This is a genomic window from Priestia sp. USM5, assembly GCF_058323215.1.
The window spans coordinates 502,909-520,355 of sequence record NZ_JBSGKN010000001.1 but is presented as its reverse complement, the minus strand read 5'-3'; the positions used below and the strand labels follow the sequence as shown (position 1 = coordinate 520,355).

Below are 17,447 nucleotides of genomic sequence, written 5' to 3'. Positions count from 1 at the left end.
ATCCCCGTCCCTCTACCTGTTTGTACAAGTTTATGCTCGTCTTTTTTGGTTATGAATGAAAAGATTTGTCCATACAAAAAAGAACATAGAAAAACTCTATGTTCTTTTACGGTTTCACTTCATTTCTTGAAACGATTGAAAAAATAAATCTGCCTCTTGATCGGTTGCTTCTTGTAACAAATCTTCTGGAAGCGGCGGCAGCTCTTCGATACTTTTAAGCCCAAAATAGCCTAAAAATTCTTTTGTCGTTCCGTATAAGATGGCACGCCCTGCGCCTTCCGCTCGTCCCACTTCTTTTAACAGAACCTTTCCAATTAAAGTTTGAAGAGGTTTTTCCGTTTTCACTCCGCGAATCTCTTCGATTTCAGCTCTTGTAATTGGCTGCTTATAAGCTACAATAGCTAACGTTTCAAGCGCTGCTTGTGACAATGATTGATTAGCAGGAGCTTCTACGAGCTTCTCAATATATGGTGCATGCTCTTTTTTTGTAACAAGCTGATAGGCCCCGCCTATTTCAACAAGTGTAACTCCTCTGAACTTACACTCTTGCTCTAAGCTTTCCAAAGCACCTTGAATGTCTTCATGAGGCTTTTCTATAATCTCAGCTAACCGGCTAATAGACAGACCTTCATCACCAGAAACAAAAAGTAAGCTCTCAATAATAGCCTGTAGATTATTCGTTGTCATTCCTCTTCATTCCTTTCTCGATACGATACATAAAGCTCGTCTAGATTGTGCTGCTGTTCCACAACGATTTCATTTTCTTTCATTAATTCCAGCACAGCTAAAAACGTTACAACAATATGATCACGCTCTTGATAAGGAAACAGCTGATAAAAACTTTTTTTCCCTTTAAAGGCTTTTAATTCATTCACAATTTCACTCATGCGCTTGTCAATTGGAATATCTTGTCTTGCTATTTTCGTCTGCATAGGCTTTTTGTTTTGCTTTCGTTTCATTAACTTTTGAAAAGCACTTAGCATATCATACAGTGATATATCCAACCCTTCGTCCTGAGGCTGCGTACGTTCTTCTGCATTTATTTGCACATTACTTGGAGGTTTTGTATACACATGACTTTGGTCTTCTTCCAGCTTTTGAAGCTCTACTGCCGCTTCTTTAAACTTTCGATATTCAATTAAGCGCTGCATCAATTCTTCACGCGGATCTTCTTCATCGACCATTTCAATTTCATCCATATCTTCTTCATACGTAGGCAGAAGCATTTTACTTTTAATTTGAAGCAAAGTTGCTGCCATGACTAGATACTCACTGGCAACGTCTAGCTGAAGCTCATTCATTGTATGTATAAACATCATATATTGCTCAGTAATTGTCGCTACTGGGATATCGTAAATATCAATTTCAAATCGGTTAATTAAATGCAGAAGAAGATCTAAAGGTCCTTCAAACGCATCTACTTTTACACTGTACTCCACTTTTATCTCACCAACACTTTTCAATTGCTTATCATTTCTGCTGCTTTATATAACGTTACTATCATTAGTATAGAGGATTATAGACACATGTCCAATACAAATTAACGTAAAAATAGGTCATTTGCCCATACAAAAAGTTTAAACATACATATGATGTCAAGGTAATAACATTTTCAAATGGCTGAAGGAGGAACTCGCATGGGTGAAAAATCTTGTGGATACGGTAGCGGTTTCGCTTTAATTGTTGTACTGTTTATTTTATTAATTATTGTTGGTTGTTCTTGCTTACGCTTCTAACCACACATATTGAATAAAAACAAACGTGTTCGCCATACCTTGAGCACGTTTGTCTCTTTAAAGGCACAGCGCTGATGAATAGCTAATTTTTGTGATACACTACATATAGAGTCTTACCAGGAGGGAACAAGATTGTATTCACAAGCCTATATTGATTATTTAGTTCATTTTCATGGCGACCGGGATTACTTTGAATGCCATGAACTGCTAGAAGAACACTGGAAAAAAGACGAAAGAGGACACCGCAATATTATTTGGGTTGGCCTTATTCAAATTGCTGTTTCACTCTATCATCATCGACGTCAAAATTTCGCCGGAGCCAAAAGAACGATGCAAAAGGCACTGGCAATTTTAACGAAGGAAGAAGAAAACATTGCACAGCTTGGACTTAATTATCCTTCACTGCTTAAACTTCTTCGCAAACAATTAGCTTTAATCGATACCTATCAGCCATATAAAAGCATTAACTTACCTATTGAAGATCCAGCATTATTACGAGCTTGCAAACGAAGAAGCACTGATAAACAGCTTGTCTGGTTATCAGCTTCTAATCTGCAAAATGATGCGATTGTTCATCGTCACAGTACACGAGATCGTTCAGATGTGATTGCGGAAAGACAAGCGAACTTATTGGCAAAACAAAACAACAGGTAGCTAGAAGCTACCTGTTGTTTTATGATGACTAAGATGTGAAAGACGCTTTCGCACCTCAACTAATCATGCTTTTCTTTATTCATCCGCCTGACACTTTTCATAAAAAGGAGCGATGATTTCACTCGGCTTAATTTGTGCAGTCGTATACATTTCTTTAAGAGCTTTAATCATTTTTTTGCCAATGCCCTGTTGGCGGTGTGAAGGGTTTACACTGACGTGTTGAACCTCAATCAAACTTTTATCGAGCATGGAAATGCCAACAATTCCAATAATATCTTCTTCTTGCTTCCAAAGATACAGCTGCCAATGTTCGTTTTGCTCATATTCTTTCATCGTTTGTTGAAGTTTTTTTAAATCTTTTTCCGTAGGTACAAACGATAGAAGACCCATGGCAATTTTTTCATAGTTTCGTTTATAGCGAATAAGCATACGATTCTCCCTCGTCCTCAAACTTTCCTACAAATTAATGCGCTGCGTTTTTTACTGCTTTTATCATACAAAATTTATAAGTAAATAGCAATATTACACAAAAGCTTGTCATATGTCACGCGTGTATGAGAAACCTAATCTATTACGCTTTTTGAGCTGTTGCGCGAAGAAAAAACGCCGTAACCCCCTGTAAAAGGTTGTTATGACGTTTTATTAGCTGATATCCATTTATAGCAGTATGCTCTTATTCTTCCCAGACTTTTACTTCTTTCATTACGTCGCCATTTTTCATTTTCAACACTGTATCAAGTCCTTCTGTTACTTTTCCAAATACAGTGTGAACACCGTTCAAATGAGGCTGTGGCTCATGAACAAGAAAGAACTGACTGCCGCCTGTGTCTTTACCAGCATGCGCCATTGATAGAGAACCCGCTTCGTGTTTGTGAGGGTTTCCTTCTGTTTCACATTTAATTGAATAGCCAGGGCCGCCAGCACCTGTACCAGTTGGGTCTCCTCCTTGAGAAACAAATCCAGGGATAACGCGGTGGAACGTTACGCCGTTGTAGAATCCTTCATTAGCTAACTTTTCAAAGTTTTCTACTGTTCCTGGTGCTTCGTTCGGAAATAAATCGATTAGAATTTTTTCACCATTTTCCATTAAAATACTTGCTTTTTTCATATAAATGACCTCCAATATATGTATTAGTACCGCTACAGGCTCTATCTTCCCCGTCAAAGCGGCAAAACGTAAAAGTTGTAAATGCCACCTAGAGGCAGAACACTTACATTTATAAACTCACTCTATTCTACTACAAACAAGCTCATGAATTCAATGAATGCACTTTTTCACTTTCTTCTCGTAGGGCTCTAAATAAAAAATAGTAGTTGTGAGATGAAACTTTTTATAGTATCATCCGTCTAATACAGTGATGGAGATACATAGATTTCATTTTATATAGAAATCTACGCCTCTAGACTGATTTATGGGAAAATGATGAATTGGCTCTGTTACTTCAGACCTGCCCGTATTATAATAGGGCAAGTATGGGATTAAAGGAGGAAAAAGGTTTGAAATTAACGATAAAAGCAATGATGGTGACATTAGGTCTTCTTCTATTCCTAACCGCACCCTTAAAAAGTTTTGCAGATGCTGCTCCGGGCGATGTGATTATTACATTAGGTCAGGACTTAACCAGCTCTCAGAAGCAACAGGTATTAAATGACCTTGATGCACCAAGCAATGCTCAAACAGTAACCGTGACAAACCAAGAAGAGCATGAATACTTAGGTGACTTTATTCCAAAGGCTACTATTGGATCTCGTGCTATTTCATCTTCTAGTATTACCCTTGGCTCAAAAGATTCTGGTTTAAGCGTATCAACTCAAAATATTAATGGTATTACAGATGACATGTATATTAATGCTTTAATGACCGCCGGCGTTAAAGATGCAAAAATCCAGATTACTGCTCCATTTGAAGTATCTGGTACAGCCGCTTTAACAGGTATTATGAAAGCATATGAAGTTCAAACAGATCAAAAAATCCCAGAAGAAGTAAAAAAAGCAGCCAACGAAGAGATGGTTCAAACATCTGAACTTGGTGAAAAAATCGGTAAAGAAAAAGCAGCGCAGTTTATGGCAACGATTAAAGAAGAAATTGCTAAAGAAAATCCTCAAACAAAGGACGATTTACGCACGTTAATTCAGCGCGTGGCTGATGATTTAGGTATTAAATTAACAGATTCAGAGCTTAATACACTGGTTGACTTTTTCAATCGGTTAAAAGATATGAACATCGATTGGAACCAAGTAAAAGACCAGCTTTCTGCGACAAAGGAAAAAGTAACAACATTTCTTCAGTCAGAAGAAGGCCAATCATTTCTTGATAAATTAAAGCAATTCTTTGTTGATATTATTGATGCTATTAAATCGTTATTCTCATAAAAAAGAGCCTCTTGAACAAGAGGCTCTTTTTTTACGTTAATCACTCGTTACTTTTTTACCGTCACTTTGTATTTCACGTCATTTTTTACAATGTCTTCATACGTTTCGCGTTTTACGACTAGCTGTGCTTCTCCATCTTCTACGAACACGACAGCTGGCTTTGGCAAACGGTTATAGTGACTTGCCATAGAATAACCGTATGCGCCTGTACAAAACATCGCTAATAAATCATCTGGGTTTGCTTTTGGAAGATGTACATCCCACATCAGCATATCCCCCGATTCGCAGCACTTACCTGCGATGGATACGAGCTCATCACTCTCATCATTCATTCGATTGGCAATGACCGCTTCATATTTCGCTTGATACAGTGCGGGACGAATATTGTCGTTCATGCCTCCATCAATCGCTACATATTCACGTACATTCGGTACGTGTTTACGAGAACCGATTGAATACAGGGTCGTTCCAGCATCTCCTACAAGAGAGCGCCCGGGCTCAATCCAAATTTCAGGAATTTCTACTTCTAACTGTTTGGACTGCTTTTTGACCTCTTCTATAATAACCTCCACATACTGAGAAACAGGGATAGGCTGATCTTCTTCCGTATAACGAATGCCAAAACCCCCGCCTAAATTTAATACTTGCGGAACAAATTTTATACGTTGTTTCCACTCTTTCATTTTTGCAAAAAGCTTTTGAGTCGCCATAATAAATCCCGTTGTTTCAAAAATTTGCGATCCTATATGACAGTGAATACCTAAAAGTTCTAGCCCCTTGCTATTTTGCACAAGACGCACAGCTTCGTCTGCTTGACCGTTTTGAAGATCAAATCCAAACTTCGAGTCTTCTTGCCCTGTCAAGATATAATCATGTGTATGAGCTTCAATTCCAGGTGTTAATCTGAGAAGAACAGGCATCTTTTTTTGATACTGTTCCGTTATTTCCTCAAGCAATGCAATTTCATAAAAATTATCAACTACAATGCATCCTACATCTTCTTTGACGGCCATTTCTAGTTCTGCTCGGCTTTTATTGTTTCCGTGAAAATGAATCCGTTCTTTTGGAAAGTCAGCTGCTAAAGCCGTATACAGTTCTCCCCCCGAAACAACGTCTAACGAAAGACCTTCTTCATGAACGACTTGGACCATTGCAATTGTCGAAAAAGCTTTGCTTGCATAAGCGACCTGTGCTTTTACCCCATGCTTTTCAAATGTTTCTTTAAATCCTCTAGCACGCTGCCGAATTAAAGCCACGTCATATACGTAAAGGGGTGTCCCAAAATTTGATGCTAATTCAACCGTATCAACTCCACCAATTTCAAGATGCCCCTGCTTATTTATGCGACTTGTTCCGTGTAAAAACATGTTTAGACCCCGTTCCTGTGTATAGTGTAAAAAAGACAGTTAACGGCAATTCGCTGCTAACTGTCTAAATATTTATTATTTTCCATATTTAAAACAAATTTATCACATCTTCATACAGGTTTCAACCACATATTTTGTTTAAGGTTTTGCAGGCTGGCGGTCTTTATCCTGCGGATGCACAATACTAGGTCGCGGATTCGCTCCAGGAACCGGTGTGCGGATGAGAATCTGCCACAAAGCCTGCGGATTAAATGGAAGAAACGGCCACAAATAAGGCGTATTTAATGATTTTAGTCGCGCCATGTAGAGAATGATACACGTTGTCGCAATAAGAAACCCTGGAGTATGAAAGGCCGCCACGAAAATTAACAGAAACAATCGCAGCATTTTATTTGCTACCGCTAACTCATAGCTTGGCGTCGCGAATGAACCAATTGCTGCAATAGCCACATACAAAATAACCTCGGGAACAAAAAGACCTACATCAATAGCAATTTGCCCAATAAGCGCAGCGGCAATCAAGCCCATCGCCGTGGCAAGCGGCGTCGGCGTATGAATGGCCGCCATCCTCAGAAATTCAATCCCAAAATCAGCTAGGAAAATTTGAACAACAGTTGGAATATTTGTTGCTTCGTTTGGCCCAATAAACTGCAATTTTGACGGCAGCAAGTCTGGCTCAAGTACAAATAACAGCCATAACGGTAATAAGAAAAGAGAAGCAAGAATTCCTAAAAACCGTATCCAGCGGATAAACGTACCGACAGAAGGAGCCTGCCTGTATTCTTCCGCATGCTGCACGTGATGAAACAGCGTAGTTGGCGTAATAATAACGCTTGGAGACGTATCGGTAATAATAATCACATGCCCTTCCAGCACATGAGCTGCTGCTGTGTCCGGACGTTCTGTATAGCGTACCATTGGAAAAGGATTAATTCCTTGTTTGACTAAAAACTCTTCAATTGATTTGTCAGCCATCGGCAAACCATCTATATCAATTGCTTCCAGTTCATCTTTTATCAGTTTAACCAGCCCTGGATCAGCTACGCCATTTATGTACCCAATCGCTACGTCCAGTTTTGATCGTTCGCCTACCTTCATAATTTCAAAACGAAATCTTCCGTCACGAATTCGTCTTCTTGTTAACGCTGTATTGATAATGATGTTTTCAGTGTATCCATCTCGTGCTCCGCGAATCACTTTCTCTGTATCCGCTTCTTCAGGGGATCTGCCAGGATATGTACGCACATCGACTTCAAAGCCAACTTCTTCACCGTCAATTAAAACGAATAGCAGTCCTGATAAAACCGATACCATTCCATCATCCAGCGTCTTTAAAGGCTTGACTTGCTGATGAATAAGACGGTTTTCAACAATATCCTTTAACTTTGCTCGTTCAACTTCATTATCATTAATTTGAATGAGTACTTTTGCAATTTCAATAATAAATGAACTATCACACAGCCCCGTTACGTAGTAAATATGAACTTCTCGATCCAAAATAAGCAGTTTACGTACGCCCACATCAAAGCTTGTGTTCATACTAGCGTTTTCCTTGAACCACTGATCGTTTTTTTGCACTTTTGAAAAAATAGCTGTTTTCTTCTCTGCTAGCTTACCCAAACGAACCGCTCCTTTCTAAAATAAGTCTTGCTGCTTTTTCAGTAATAGGACATCCCAGTTTGACATCATCCATCCTAGCCATTTTGCCGATATCTCCTATTCCTACAACTAAGGGAATATCGAGCTGATCCAAGCAGTAAACTGTATCTCCATTAATTCGTCCGACTTCTAACTCTTGAATTCCGCTTTTATCCACGCCGTAATGCGATATTTCCCCAAAACGATCAATGGTCACATCCACTCTTGTCCATTCGCTTTGATGAGTACGTGATGCAACGGCAATCACTCCAAGAACTTCTACTTGAGGATGCTTTGCTACATGCAGCAAAGCAATTTCCCCAGGTCCTTCCTCTAAGAAACCGCTATCGTCGAACATCACAAAGACGGGATCATATGGTGCTTGAAGAATTAAATCTACCGTTTGACTCCCTGTTAACGTAGTAGGGTTTCCATATGACCTCGAAATGCACCTGCCACCAACGGATTTAGCTACATGCTCAATTGCTTTGCGCGCATATTCATCGCCATCGGTTACAATAATGATCCTTCTTTTTTTCATAATCTTTTATCCTTTCGGTTTAAAGATTAACGCGATAATAAAAGCAAATAAAATAGCTGCTGAAATTCCAGCCGAGGTAAGTTCAAAAATCCCAATCCCAATCCCGATAAATCCATGGTCATCCGCTTGCTTCATCGCTCCGTGCAACAAGGAATGACCAAAGCTTGTAATTGGAACCGTCGCTCCGGCGCCAGCAAATTCAATCAACTTATCATAAAGACCAAATCCATCTAAAATCGCTCCCGCAACTACAAACGAACTCATAACATGCGCTGGAGTAAGTTTAGCAAGATCCAGCAGCAGCTGCCCAATAACGCAAATGATTCCTCCTACAGCAAAAGCTATTACATACTCCATTGATCATCCCCCTCCCCGATATGTTCTAAGACGACGCCATGAGCAATTGTTGGAATTGACTCTTTTTGCTGAATCATCGTTGGACTTAAAAGAGCTCCTGTTGCCACCATAAACACTTTCTTTAAGTTTCCCGATTTTAATTCATTTAAAATATGACCATACGTGACAATAGCCGAGCAGCCGCAGCCGCTTCCTCCTGCAAATACATTTTGGTCGGGGCGATATACCATTAATCCGCAATCATTATGATTGGTTGATATATCGTAGCCTTCGTCCTTGAGCAGCTGTTTTAAAATTGGACTGCCTACACCAGATAAATCTCCTGTTAAAATAAGATCATACTCGCTTGGCGCGACGTTTAAGTCTTCCAAATGCCTTTGAATGGTATCCGCAGCAGCTGGTGCCATAGCAGAACCCATATCGTTTGCGTTTTTAATCCCATAATCCATTACACGCCCAATCGTTGCAGACGTGAGACGCACAATACCTTTTTCTTTCGAGACCAGCGCTGCCCCTGCTCCCGTAATAGTTGCCGTTGCCGTATCTGGTTTTTGTCCTCCGTACTCGGTAGGATTTCGAAATTGGCGCTCAGCGGTTGCGTTATGACTGCTCGCTGATGCAATAACACGATTAGCAAATCCCGCATCCACAAGAGCTGCCCCTGTTGCCAGCGTTTCCATTGATGTGGAGCAAGCGCCAAACATGCATAGAAATGGAATTTGGTTATGTCGAGCTACAAAATTAGCCGTTACGTTTTGATTTAATAAATCTCCAGCCAAAAACAAATCAATGTCTTCATAGGATAAATTTATTTTTTGCAAGCAGGAGTCAATGGACTCCGTCATCAGTCTTCTTTCAGCTAACTCCCAGTTGTCTTCTTCACAGTGCAAATCTTTATGTGTAATATCAAATGTTTCTCCCAATGGTCCATCTGCTTCTTTTGGCCCTACTGCTGTTCCTGTAGCATTAATGTAAATAGGATTTTCATAAACCCACGTTTGCTTTCCAGTTTTTCTCATAATCCCCCTCTTTTCATAGCAAATAAGTTTTAAAAAGGTAGCGAATGATTCCTACAACGTAAGCCGAAACCGTTCCAAATACAATGACGTTTCCAGCCAGCTTGAACATGTTGGTCGCAACGCCGAGAACAATTCCTTCACTTCGATGTTCAAGCGCTGCACTCGTCATGGAATTGGCAAAACCCGTAACAGGAACGGCTGAACCTGCACCTGCGAATTGACCAATACGATCATATATCCCAAACCCGGTTAAGAGCGCAGATATTAAAATAAGGGTTGCGACGGTAGGATTACCTGCATTTTTTTCATTAAAGTCAAAAAATGCAATATAGAAATTTTGAATTGCCTGTCCTAATGTACAAATGATTCCCCCTACCAAAAAGGCCTTTAGGCAATTTGCCACATATGAAGGTTTAGGCTGAAATGGTTTAATGCTTTCTTGATAGTTATCTTTTAATTTTTGATTATTTGCCATGTTACATACATCCTTTTCTTATTGATTAACAAAATAAATCCAATGAAATAATGACCCGCATACTTTGCCGAGTACAATGGCCATTAACAATAAAATAAGCTTGCCTTCCATTCCTATTCGTTTCGTTAACGTCGGCAATACATTAAGCACTTCTGTTAACGCTGCTGCCAGCATCCCAATAAAAATACCGCTCGTTAGACCTATGATCATAATAAGCACCGCAGGAAACTGCCACGTGTATTGATGAAGACTGCACCAACCGCCTGTAACGGCACCACCTACGACTCCCCACTCATATGCTTGAATGTATTTCATGGTTTTGGTCAGCTGCATCAAACGCGGAATAATGCCCAGCACCGTTAAAAATGCTACAAACCCAGCACCTGCAGCCAATCCTCCCGCAAGTCCAATTACAATGGTCATCACAATGTTAATGATCATCAATTTTTTTCATACTTTCTTTATTCTCGTGCATAATGACGTATTGATCTAAGTCTTGCTGGTAATTAAACATTTCGACTTCGAGAGGACTAGGCTCTTCATTAATTCGTTTTCTAAAGACGTGGTTAAAAAACAGAATCATTCCCAACCCTAAACCGATAGAGTAAGGCACTTGAATCAGCAAAGGCTGCTTATCTCTCAGACCGGTCAGCATATAGAACAATTTTTGATGTACTTGTCTCATACTCACATCTTCGTGAAAGTTCATAATTGCTAAAGCAGCTCCGATGAAGAGAAGAAACCAAACAGCTAGAAAAAACAAAAAGGAATATTGTTTCTTTTTATACACGACCTCTACAATTGTTTGAGCGGGTCCAATCGTCTGAATGTCTAAGTGCGGATACTGAGAGGCAACTTTTTCAATTACCTTCATTAAATCAACAATGATAATATTTCGATCACTCATACTTACTTGATAGACAATTAGCTTTTCAATTTGCTTTTGAACAGAATCTCCTGCTATAACCATTGCTAATTGTCCAATATTTACAGCTTCATCAGGTTTTACTTGAATACGATGCCTCATTTTAAGATAAAGAACGTTTTCCATTCATATCACACCTTACGATTCATTATCTCCCTGTACGTGTAGTATGGATTTTCTTAAATTTTCTAATTCACGTTTCTGAACAGACCATTAATTACCAAATAAAAAAAGCAATCCGTTTCACTATTCTTCTTTGAATAGCAAAACGGATTGCTTCTTAAGTATTACGTGTCATTCATATGCAGCTTCATTTGTTTTAAGATTTTCTTCTCAAGCCTCGATACCTGAACCTGAGAAATTCCCAGCCTTGCGGCCACTTCGGACTGAGTTTGATCTTTGTAATACCTCAAATAGACAATGAGCTTTTCACGCTCATCAAGTTCTTCAATTGCTTCTTTTAAAGCAATTTTATCAAACCACTTCGCTTCCGTATGATCAGCAATTTGGTCAAGAAGGGTAATTGGATCTCCATCATTTTCATAGACGGTCTCGTGAATAGACGAAGGAGCACGATTAGCTTCTTGAGCCAGCACTACTTCTTCAGGAGTGAGATCCAAATGTTCTGCAACCTCAGCGACTGTAGGGACGCGTCCAAGCAATTTGGAAAGCTCATCTTTTGCTTTACGTATTTTATTGCTCATTTCTTTCAGAGAACGGCTAACCTTTACCGTGCCATCATCACGAATAAACCGCTGAATTTCACCAATAATCATCGGAACAGCATATGTTGAAAATTTAACATCATACGATAGGTCAAATTTATCAACGGACTTTAATAGTCCTATACATCCAATTTGAAATAAATCATCGGGCTCATAACCACGGTTAATAAAACGTTGAACAACCGACCAAACGAGCCGCATATTTTTTTGGACGATTGTATCTCGTGCAATTTGATCACCTTGCTGACTGCGCTTGATGAGGTCTTTAACTTCATGATCCTTTAAATACGGTTCGTTTTTATTTTTTTTGACCTCCACATCCATTGGCAAGTCTCCTTAATTACATAGCGCTTTACTATTTGTTAAGTGCTTTTTTAAATATAAGGTCGTACCTTCTAATACAGTAGACTCTACTCGAATTTCGTCCATAAAGTTTTCCATTATGGTGAAACCCATTCCAGAGCGTTCTAGATCTGGTTTCGTTGTGTATAAAGGCTGCTTTGCTTCATCCACGTTATCGATACCAATTCCTTCATCACGAATCATCAGCTCCACTACACCGTCTTCATGAAGCGTCACAGAAATATATACCACACCATCCGGATTGCTTTCGTAGCCGTGAATAATAGCATTTGTTACTGCTTCAGATACGACTGTTTTAATTTCTGTTAACTCATCCATTGTTGGATCTAACTGTGTAATAAATGATGCTACCGTGACGCGGGCAAACGATTCATTTTGACTAAGCGCGGAAAATTGGAGGTTCATTTGATTTTTCATTATGCCACCCCCAATTTTTGAAGAGCGTTTTCTTCATTAGGTTCAAAACGAATAATTTTAAATAAGCCTGACATATTAAACAAACGTTCTACAGCGGGAGAAATAGCGCATACAACCATTTCCCCACCGTTATTATGAACTTGTTTGTATCTCCCTAAAATAACCCCCAAGCCAGAGCTGTCCATAAAGGTTAAATGCTGTAGATTTAAAATCAAATGGCTGATAGATTCCTTCTCTATCGCTTGGGTGATTTTGCTTCTTAGCTCTTCTGCCGTATGATGATCTAATTCTCCTGTTAATCGAACCAACAAGACATCTTGTTTGAATTCCAGTTCAATTGAAAGACTCACTATACAAACCTCCTCGGAAATCTTATAGTCAATCTTTCGCTGCCAACAGAATAGAATCCTTCTCACCGACAAAACTAGTTCTATTTCGTCACATTTAGCTGTTTAAGATGTTTGAGAGAAAATAGAGAACGTACGTTTAAATAGCTTCCACCAAGAAGCAGCATCGATATCTTCTTTTGCAAGAAGCGGTGAAGAACTCATTACTTTGTTGTCCTTCTTAATGGTCAACGTTCCAATTTTGTCGCCTTTTTGAATAGGCGCATTTAACTTCTCGTTCATTTTCACTTCTGTTTTAACATCTTTGGCTGCATTTCCTTTTTTCAATAAAACAGAAATAGGCTCTGACGTAACGGCTGTTACCTGATCTTCACTACCCTTGTTTACATCTATCTTGGCAATAACGTCTCCTTTTTTGTATAAAGGCTTCGTTGTATATTGACTGAATGCGTAGTCTAACATTTTGGTTACTTGATTATTGCGATCTTTTGGCGTGCTTGCACCGAATACAACCGCTAACACACGCATATTTCCCTTTTTAGCGGTAGCTGTTAGGCAATACTTAGCTTGACCTGTAAATCCCGTTTTGAGTCCATCAACCCCGGGATAAAACTTCACTAAGCGATTCGTATTTACTAACCAAAACTTCTTATCTGTATCCGTGCGTAAATAAGCTTCGTATTTACTTGTATAGTTAATAATTTTTTCATACTTTAGTAGCTCTCTGCCCATCATGGCCATATCATGAGCTGTACTATAGTGATTTTCTACAGGCAGGCCTGTCGGATTTTGAAATTTTGTATGAGTCAAACCAAGCTCTTTCGCTTTTTGGTTCATCTTTGCTACAAACTTTTCTTCTGATCCAGCTAAATATTCAGCCATTGCCATAGAAGCATCGTTACCAGAACCTATCGCAATCCCTTTTAGCAAATCATTTACCGTCATTTCTTCTCCGGGCTCTAAAAAGATTTGTGAGCCTCCCATTGAAGCGGCATATTCACTTGCTCGCACTTTATCTTTTAAGGTAATTTTCCCTTTATCCAAAGCCTCCATAATTAAAATCATTGTCATAATTTTAGTCATACTGGCAGGGGGAAGTTCTTGATTACTATTTTTTTCGTATAGAATTTTTCCTGTATCCCGTTCAATTAAAATAGCTGACCTAGCACTGTCAGCAAGCTCAGAACTCTTTTTTTCTGCGGCTAAAACAGGTTGCGTCATAAGTGGAAATAAAAATATGACAACGAGTAACTTTACAATAGTTCGCTTCATCTCCACAAACCTCCATTCTTTATACAACCTATTTTTTCCAAGGTATAATCGATTTATACTAAACGAAATAAAAAAAGCATCGAGAAATTCTCGATGCTTGAAGTCATATTTTCTTCTTATTTTTGATCAGCTGGAAGTTGCTTTACTACTTCTTTTACAAGCGATAAAAACTGCTGTTTTACTTTTTCAGTCGTTTCAATCACTTCTTCATGATTTAACGGCTGATCTAAAATACCAGCTGCCATATTAGAAATACAAGAAATACCCAGTACTTTCATACCTGCATGGCGTGCTACAATAACTTCTGGTACTGTAGACATACCGACCGCGTCTCCCCCGATAATGCGAAGCATTCGTACTTCAGCAGGCGTTTCATATGTTGGACCTGTATTTCCTACATATACACCTTCTTGTAAGGCGATATTTAAATCAGCTCCTACTTTCTTCGCTAATTGACGAAGGTCCTTGCAGTAAGCAGTTGACATATCCGGGAATCTTACGCCAAAATCAGAGTCATTAGGTCCAATCAAAGGGTTCGTTCCAAAGTTATTAATATGATCAGAAATAATCATTAAGTCTCCTGGATTAAAGGATTCGTTTACTCCGCCTGCTGCATTCGTTACAATCAACGTTTCTACACCGATTTCTTTCATTACGCGCACTGGAAATGTTACTTTATCAAGGGCGTACCCTTCATAAAAGTGAAAACGTCCTTGCATAGCTACAACCGGTACGTCATGAATAGTACCTATTACTAATTGACCTGCGTGACCTTCAACTGTTGAAACCGGGAACTCAGGAATGTCGTTGTACGGAATTTTTACCGCGCCTTCAATTTCGTCAGCTAATACCCCTAGTCCAGAACCTAAAATAAGCCCAATGGTTGGTGTAACAGCTGATTGATTTTTAATATATGCTGCTGCTTTTTCAATATATTCTTTTTTCATACTCCATTCCCCCTGCTTAATTCAGCTCTTGTAAAAAACTTTTTCCATGCTTAGGCATTGCTACGCCAAAATTTTCTGCTACCGTTGCGCCAATATCCGCAAACGTTTGACGAATAGAAAGTTCTTTTCCTTCTTTCATGCCTTTATTGTACACAAGAAGCGGCACGTATTCACGCGTATGGTCTGTCCCATGATGAACAGGGTCATTTCCATGATCCGCTGTAATAATCAATAAATCATCTTCTTTTAATAAATCAAATACTTCTTCCAAGCGTGCATCATATTCTTCAAGCGCTTGCCCATATCCTTGTGGATCGCGGCGATGGCCATAGAGAGCATCAAAATCAACTAAATTTAAGAAGCTTAAGCCTGTGAAGTCCATGTTTAATGTATCAACTAGCTTATCCATGCCGTCCATATTCGACTTGGTACGAAGAGATTTTGTGACCCCTTCTCCGTCGTAAATATCAGAAATTTTACCGATAGCAATAACATCGATGTCATTGTCTTTTAATTCATTCATTACTGTACGTCCAAAAGGCTTTAATGCATAGTCATGACGATTGGATGTACGAGTGAAGTTACCTGGTTCACCTAAAAACGGGCGAGCGATAACACGTCCAATCATATATGGATCATCAAGCGTTAATTCACGAGCAATCTCACAAATTTTGTACAATTCATCAATTGGAACAATTTCTTCATGAGCAGCAATTTGCAAAACAGAATCTGCTGATGTATAGACGATTAAGTCACCTGTTTCCATATGCTGTTTTCCTAGCTCATCTAAAATTTCTGTACCAGATGCTGGTTTGTTTCCAATAATTTTACGGCCTGTTTTTTCTTCTAATTGTGAAATCAGCTCTTCTGGAAATCCGTCTGGAAACACATTAAAAGGCGTATCAATATTAAGACCCATAATTTCCCAATGACCTGTCATTGTATCTTTTCCGGCAGAAGCTTCCTGCATTTTTGTATAGTAAGCCAACGGCTTTTCGGCTTTATCAATTCCTTTAATTTCACGGATATTGCTTAGACCAAGCTTAGCCATATTAGGCATATGAAGACCGTTGCAGTGTTCTGCAATATGACCAAACGTATCGGCACCTTTATCATTGTATTTTTCAGCATCCGGTGATTCACCGATACCTACTGAATCCATGACAACTAAAAATACGCGTTTATATGTATGCGCCATTTTATTCCCTCCAAATATCAATTTATTTATTCTCTATAAAATTCCCGTTTGGAAATAATTTAACCATCTTCTCTTATTGGTCAGAAGTCTGACCTCTCTATTAGTATAGACGCTTTTTATTTTTTTGTACACAGGAATGAAAGTGTTTTCAATCAAAAAAACCAATGTCTATGAACTTACTGGACATTGGGATCTTCCTACGCTCGCGGGTGAAACTGATTGTATACATCTTTTAAACGCGCTTTTGTGACATGTGTATAAATTTGAGTGGTCGAAATATCCGCATGCCCGAGCATTTCTTGAACAGCTCTCAAATCCGCGCCGTTCTCTAACAAATGAGTAGCAAACGAATGGCGTAACGTATGTGGAGTTAATTCTTTTTCAATTTTTGCTTCAGAAGCTAACTTTTTTAATATTTTCCAAAACCCCTGCCTTGTCAAGCGCCTTCCATGATGATTAACAAAAAGTGCTTTGTCCTGTTCCTTTTGCTTTGTTAAAATACTCCGGCCATGCTGTAAGTACTCTTCAATCGCCTCTGTTGCCAACCTTCCGATGGGGACAATTCTTTCTTTATTCCCTTTTCCGATACACCGAATAAATCCCATCGTCAAATGTGCATCATCAATATTTAAGTTAACGAGTTCAGATACACGAATTCCAGTAGCATAAAGCAATTCAAGCATCGCTTTGTCTCGTATGCCAAAAGGCGTCGAAGTATCAAACACATTTAACAGCGCCTCTACTTCCTCTGCATTTAGCACTTTTGGCAGCTTGCGCTCAAGCTGCGGAGTATCAATATGAACGGATGGATCTGTATCCGCTGCTTTTTCCCTTAGTAAGAATTGATGAAAAGATCTAGTTGAAGCCACATGTCTCGCAATCGTTTTAGATGATTTTTGCTGATCACTTAAATATTTCAGAAAATTAACGATGTGGAGTCTTGTTACTTCATTAAATGATTTCAGCTGCTCTACATGCTCTAAATATTGAGCATACTTTTTTAAATCTCGTTCATACGAATCAATCGTATTTTTCGCCAGTCCCCGCTCTACTACTAAATAATGAATAAAATCTTGAATTTGATCATTCAATA

The 17,447-nt window shown here is 39.0% G+C and carries 22 protein-coding genes; 3 read left to right on the top strand and 19 right to left on the bottom strand.

Translation table 11 applies throughout. The features are described from left to right. Positions 1–114: 114 nt before the first annotated feature. Both scpB and ACWATA_RS02720 read right to left on the bottom strand, forming a co-directional pair. Positions 115–687 (bottom strand): SMC-Scp complex subunit ScpB, encoded by a 573-nt coding sequence (gene scpB, locus ACWATA_RS02725; protein WP_473049563.1) that lies wholly within the window; start codon positions 685–687, stop codon positions 115–117. Continuing rightward, positions 684–1,439: a segregation/condensation protein A gene (locus ACWATA_RS02720; protein ID WP_013059060.1), complete on the bottom strand. Its 756-nt coding sequence runs from the start codon at positions 1,437–1,439 to the stop codon at positions 684–686. The genes scpB and ACWATA_RS02720 overlap by 4 nt, the downstream gene beginning before the upstream one ends. A gap of 198 nt (positions 1,440–1,637) precedes the next feature. On the opposite strand from ACWATA_RS02720, the gene ACWATA_RS02715 reads away from it, so the two are divergent. Beyond that, the gene (locus ACWATA_RS02715; protein ID WP_170836726.1) at positions 1,638–1,736 is read left to right on the top strand and encodes a YjcZ family sporulation protein; all 99 of its coding nucleotides are present in this window, start codon (positions 1,638–1,640) and stop codon (positions 1,734–1,736) included. 132 nt (positions 1,737–1,868) lie between these two features. Beyond that, positions 1,869–2,390: a DUF309 domain-containing protein gene (locus ACWATA_RS02710; RefSeq protein WP_028411540.1), complete on the top strand. Its 522-nt coding sequence runs from the start codon at positions 1,869–1,871 to the stop codon at positions 2,388–2,390. A gap of 75 nt (positions 2,391–2,465) precedes the next feature. On the opposite strand, the gene ACWATA_RS02705 is transcribed toward ACWATA_RS02710, so the two are convergent. Then, positions 2,466–2,819, bottom strand: a complete 354-nt coding sequence (locus tag ACWATA_RS02705; protein ID WP_013059063.1) for a GNAT family N-acetyltransferase — start codon at positions 2,817–2,819, stop codon at positions 2,466–2,468. Positions 2,820–3,063: 244 nt separating this feature from the next. Continuing rightward, positions 3,064–3,498: a peptidylprolyl isomerase gene (locus ACWATA_RS02700; RefSeq protein ID WP_013059064.1), complete on the bottom strand. Its 435-nt coding sequence runs from the start codon at positions 3,496–3,498 to the stop codon at positions 3,064–3,066. Between the two features lie 389 nt (positions 3,499–3,887). Here ACWATA_RS02700 and ACWATA_RS02695 point away from each other — a divergent pair, with 389 nt between their 5' ends. Then, positions 3,888–4,763 (top strand): DUF1002 domain-containing protein, encoded by an 876-nt coding sequence (locus ACWATA_RS02695; RefSeq protein WP_014458307.1) that lies wholly within the window; start codon positions 3,888–3,890, stop codon positions 4,761–4,763. A 47-nt stretch (positions 4,764–4,810) separates the two neighbouring features. Here the strand turns inward: ACWATA_RS02695 and lysA are convergent, their stop codons facing one another. From lysA to xerD, 15 genes are all read right to left on the bottom strand, one after another. Then, entirely contained in the window at positions 4,811–6,130 is a 1,320-nt protein-coding gene (gene lysA / locus ACWATA_RS02690; RefSeq protein WP_028411542.1) for a diaminopimelate decarboxylase, read from the bottom strand. 138 nt (positions 6,131–6,268) lie between these two features. Then, complete coding sequence (locus ACWATA_RS02685) at positions 6,269–7,750, bottom strand: spore germination protein (RefSeq protein ID WP_028411543.1); 1,482 nt, start codon at positions 7,748–7,750, stop codon at positions 6,269–6,271. After that, positions 7,743–8,309 (bottom strand): stage V sporulation protein SpoVABEA, encoded by a 567-nt coding sequence (spoVAEA, locus tag ACWATA_RS02680; RefSeq protein ID WP_014458304.1) that lies wholly within the window; start codon positions 8,307–8,309, stop codon positions 7,743–7,745. The genes ACWATA_RS02685 and spoVAEA overlap by 8 nt, the downstream gene beginning before the upstream one ends. Positions 8,310–8,315: 6 nt before the next feature. Beyond that, entirely contained in the window at positions 8,316–8,666 is a 351-nt protein-coding gene (gene spoVAE / locus ACWATA_RS02675; RefSeq protein WP_013059069.1) for a stage V sporulation protein AE, read from the bottom strand. Then, on the bottom strand, positions 8,654–9,685 hold the full coding sequence (gene spoVAD / locus ACWATA_RS02670) for a stage V sporulation protein AD (protein ID WP_028411544.1): 1,032 nt from the start codon (positions 9,683–9,685) through the stop codon (positions 8,654–8,656). Before spoVAD ends, spoVAE begins: the two co-directional genes overlap by 13 nt. Before the next feature lie 13 nt (positions 9,686–9,698). Further along, the gene (gene spoVAC / locus ACWATA_RS02665; protein WP_028411545.1) at positions 9,699–10,160 is read right to left on the bottom strand and encodes a stage V sporulation protein AC; all 462 of its coding nucleotides are present in this window, start codon (positions 10,158–10,160) and stop codon (positions 9,699–9,701) included. Positions 10,161–10,178: 18 nt separating this feature from the next. Beyond that, a complete protein-coding gene (locus ACWATA_RS02660) occupies positions 10,179–10,601 on the bottom strand; it encodes a stage V sporulation protein AB (protein WP_014458301.1) in 423 nt (140 codons plus the stop codon). Next, the gene (locus ACWATA_RS02655) at positions 10,591–11,211 is read right to left on the bottom strand and encodes a stage V sporulation protein AA (RefSeq protein WP_045292952.1); all 621 of its coding nucleotides are present in this window, start codon (positions 11,209–11,211) and stop codon (positions 10,591–10,593) included. Before ACWATA_RS02655 ends, ACWATA_RS02660 begins: the two co-directional genes overlap by 11 nt. Positions 11,212–11,372: 161 nt before the next feature. Further along, a complete protein-coding gene (gene sigF, locus ACWATA_RS02650; RefSeq protein WP_013059074.1) occupies positions 11,373–12,134 on the bottom strand; it encodes an RNA polymerase sporulation sigma factor SigF in 762 nt (253 codons plus the stop codon). Between the two features lie 12 nt (positions 12,135–12,146). Further along, positions 12,147–12,590, bottom strand: coding sequence for an anti-sigma F factor (gene spoIIAB / locus ACWATA_RS02645; protein ID WP_013084935.1), 444 nt, complete (start codon positions 12,588–12,590; stop codon positions 12,147–12,149). Next, on the bottom strand, positions 12,590–12,940 hold the full coding sequence (gene spoIIAA, locus ACWATA_RS02640) for an anti-sigma F factor antagonist (protein ID WP_014458299.1): 351 nt from the start codon (positions 12,938–12,940) through the stop codon (positions 12,590–12,592). The genes spoIIAB and spoIIAA overlap by 1 nt, the downstream gene beginning before the upstream one ends. A 102-nt stretch (positions 12,941–13,042) precedes the next feature. Continuing rightward, positions 13,043–14,209: a D-alanyl-D-alanine carboxypeptidase family protein gene (locus tag ACWATA_RS02635; protein WP_033579732.1), complete on the bottom strand. Its 1,167-nt coding sequence runs from the start codon at positions 14,207–14,209 to the stop codon at positions 13,043–13,045. A gap of 116 nt (positions 14,210–14,325) precedes the next feature. Beyond that, complete coding sequence (locus ACWATA_RS02630; RefSeq protein ID WP_028411548.1) at positions 14,326–15,156, bottom strand: purine-nucleoside phosphorylase; 831 nt, start codon at positions 15,154–15,156, stop codon at positions 14,326–14,328. Positions 15,157–15,172: 16 nt separating this feature from the next. Further along, positions 15,173–16,354 carry a phosphopentomutase gene (deoB, locus tag ACWATA_RS02625; protein ID WP_028411549.1) on the bottom strand — a complete coding sequence of 394 codons (1,182 nt, stop codon included), beginning with the start codon at positions 16,352–16,354 and terminating at the stop codon, positions 15,173–15,175. 197 nt (positions 16,355–16,551) lie between these two features. Further along, positions 16,552–17,445, bottom strand: a complete 894-nt coding sequence (gene xerD / locus ACWATA_RS02620; protein ID WP_028411550.1) for a site-specific tyrosine recombinase XerD — start codon at positions 17,443–17,445, stop codon at positions 16,552–16,554. Positions 17,446–17,447: the final 2 nt, after the last annotated feature.

Excerpts from the sequence above, each read along its gene's own strand:
- ACWATA_RS02700 (WP_013059064.1), bottom strand. The coding sequence starts at position 3,498 with ATGAAAAAAGCAAGTATTTTAATGGAAAATGGTGAAAAAATTCTAATC.
- ACWATA_RS02655 (WP_045292952.1), bottom strand. The coding sequence starts at position 11,211 with ATGGAAAACGTTCTTTATCTTAAAATGAGGCATCGTATTCAAGTAAAA.
- ACWATA_RS02635 (WP_033579732.1), bottom strand. The coding sequence starts at position 14,209 with ATGAAGCGAACTATTGTAAAGTTACTCGTTGTCATATTTTTATTTCCA.
- sigF (WP_013059074.1), bottom strand. The coding sequence starts at position 12,134 with ATGGATGTGGAGGTCAAAAAAAATAAAAACGAACCGTATTTAAAGGAT.
- spoVAD (WP_028411544.1), bottom strand. The coding sequence starts at position 9,685 with ATGAGAAAAACTGGAAAGCAAACGTGGGTTTATGAAAATCCTATTTAC.
- ACWATA_RS02660 (WP_014458301.1), bottom strand. The coding sequence starts at position 10,601 with ATGATCATTAACATTGTGATGACCATTGTAATTGGACTTGCGGGAGGA.
- ACWATA_RS02705 (WP_013059063.1), bottom strand. The coding sequence starts at position 2,819 with ATGCTTATTCGCTATAAACGAAACTATGAAAAAATTGCCATGGGTCTT.
- spoIIAB (WP_013084935.1), bottom strand. The coding sequence starts at position 12,590 with ATGAAAAATCAAATGAACCTCCAATTTTCCGCGCTTAGTCAAAATGAA.
- ACWATA_RS02715 (WP_170836726.1), top strand. The coding sequence starts at position 1,638 with ATGGGTGAAAAATCTTGTGGATACGGTAGCGGTTTCGCTTTAATTGTT.
- spoVAE (WP_013059069.1), bottom strand. The coding sequence starts at position 8,666 with ATGGAGTATGTAATAGCTTTTGCTGTAGGAGGAATCATTTGCGTTATT.
- deoB (WP_028411549.1), bottom strand. The coding sequence starts at position 16,354 with ATGGCGCATACATATAAACGCGTATTTTTAGTTGTCATGGATTCAGTA.
- spoVAEA (WP_014458304.1), bottom strand. The coding sequence starts at position 8,309 with ATGAAAAAAAGAAGGATCATTATTGTAACCGATGGCGATGAATATGCG.
- scpB (WP_473049563.1), bottom strand. The coding sequence starts at position 687 with ATGACAACGAATAATCTACAGGCTATTATTGAGAGCTTACTTTTTGTT.
- spoVAC (WP_028411545.1), bottom strand. The coding sequence starts at position 10,160 with ATGGCAAATAATCAAAAATTAAAAGATAACTATCAAGAAAGCATTAAA.
- ACWATA_RS02630 (WP_028411548.1), bottom strand. The coding sequence starts at position 15,156 with ATGAAAAAAGAATATATTGAAAAAGCAGCAGCATATATTAAAAATCAA.
- lysA (WP_028411542.1), bottom strand. The coding sequence starts at position 6,130 with ATGTTTTTACACGGAACAAGTCGCATAAATAAGCAGGGGCATCTTGAA.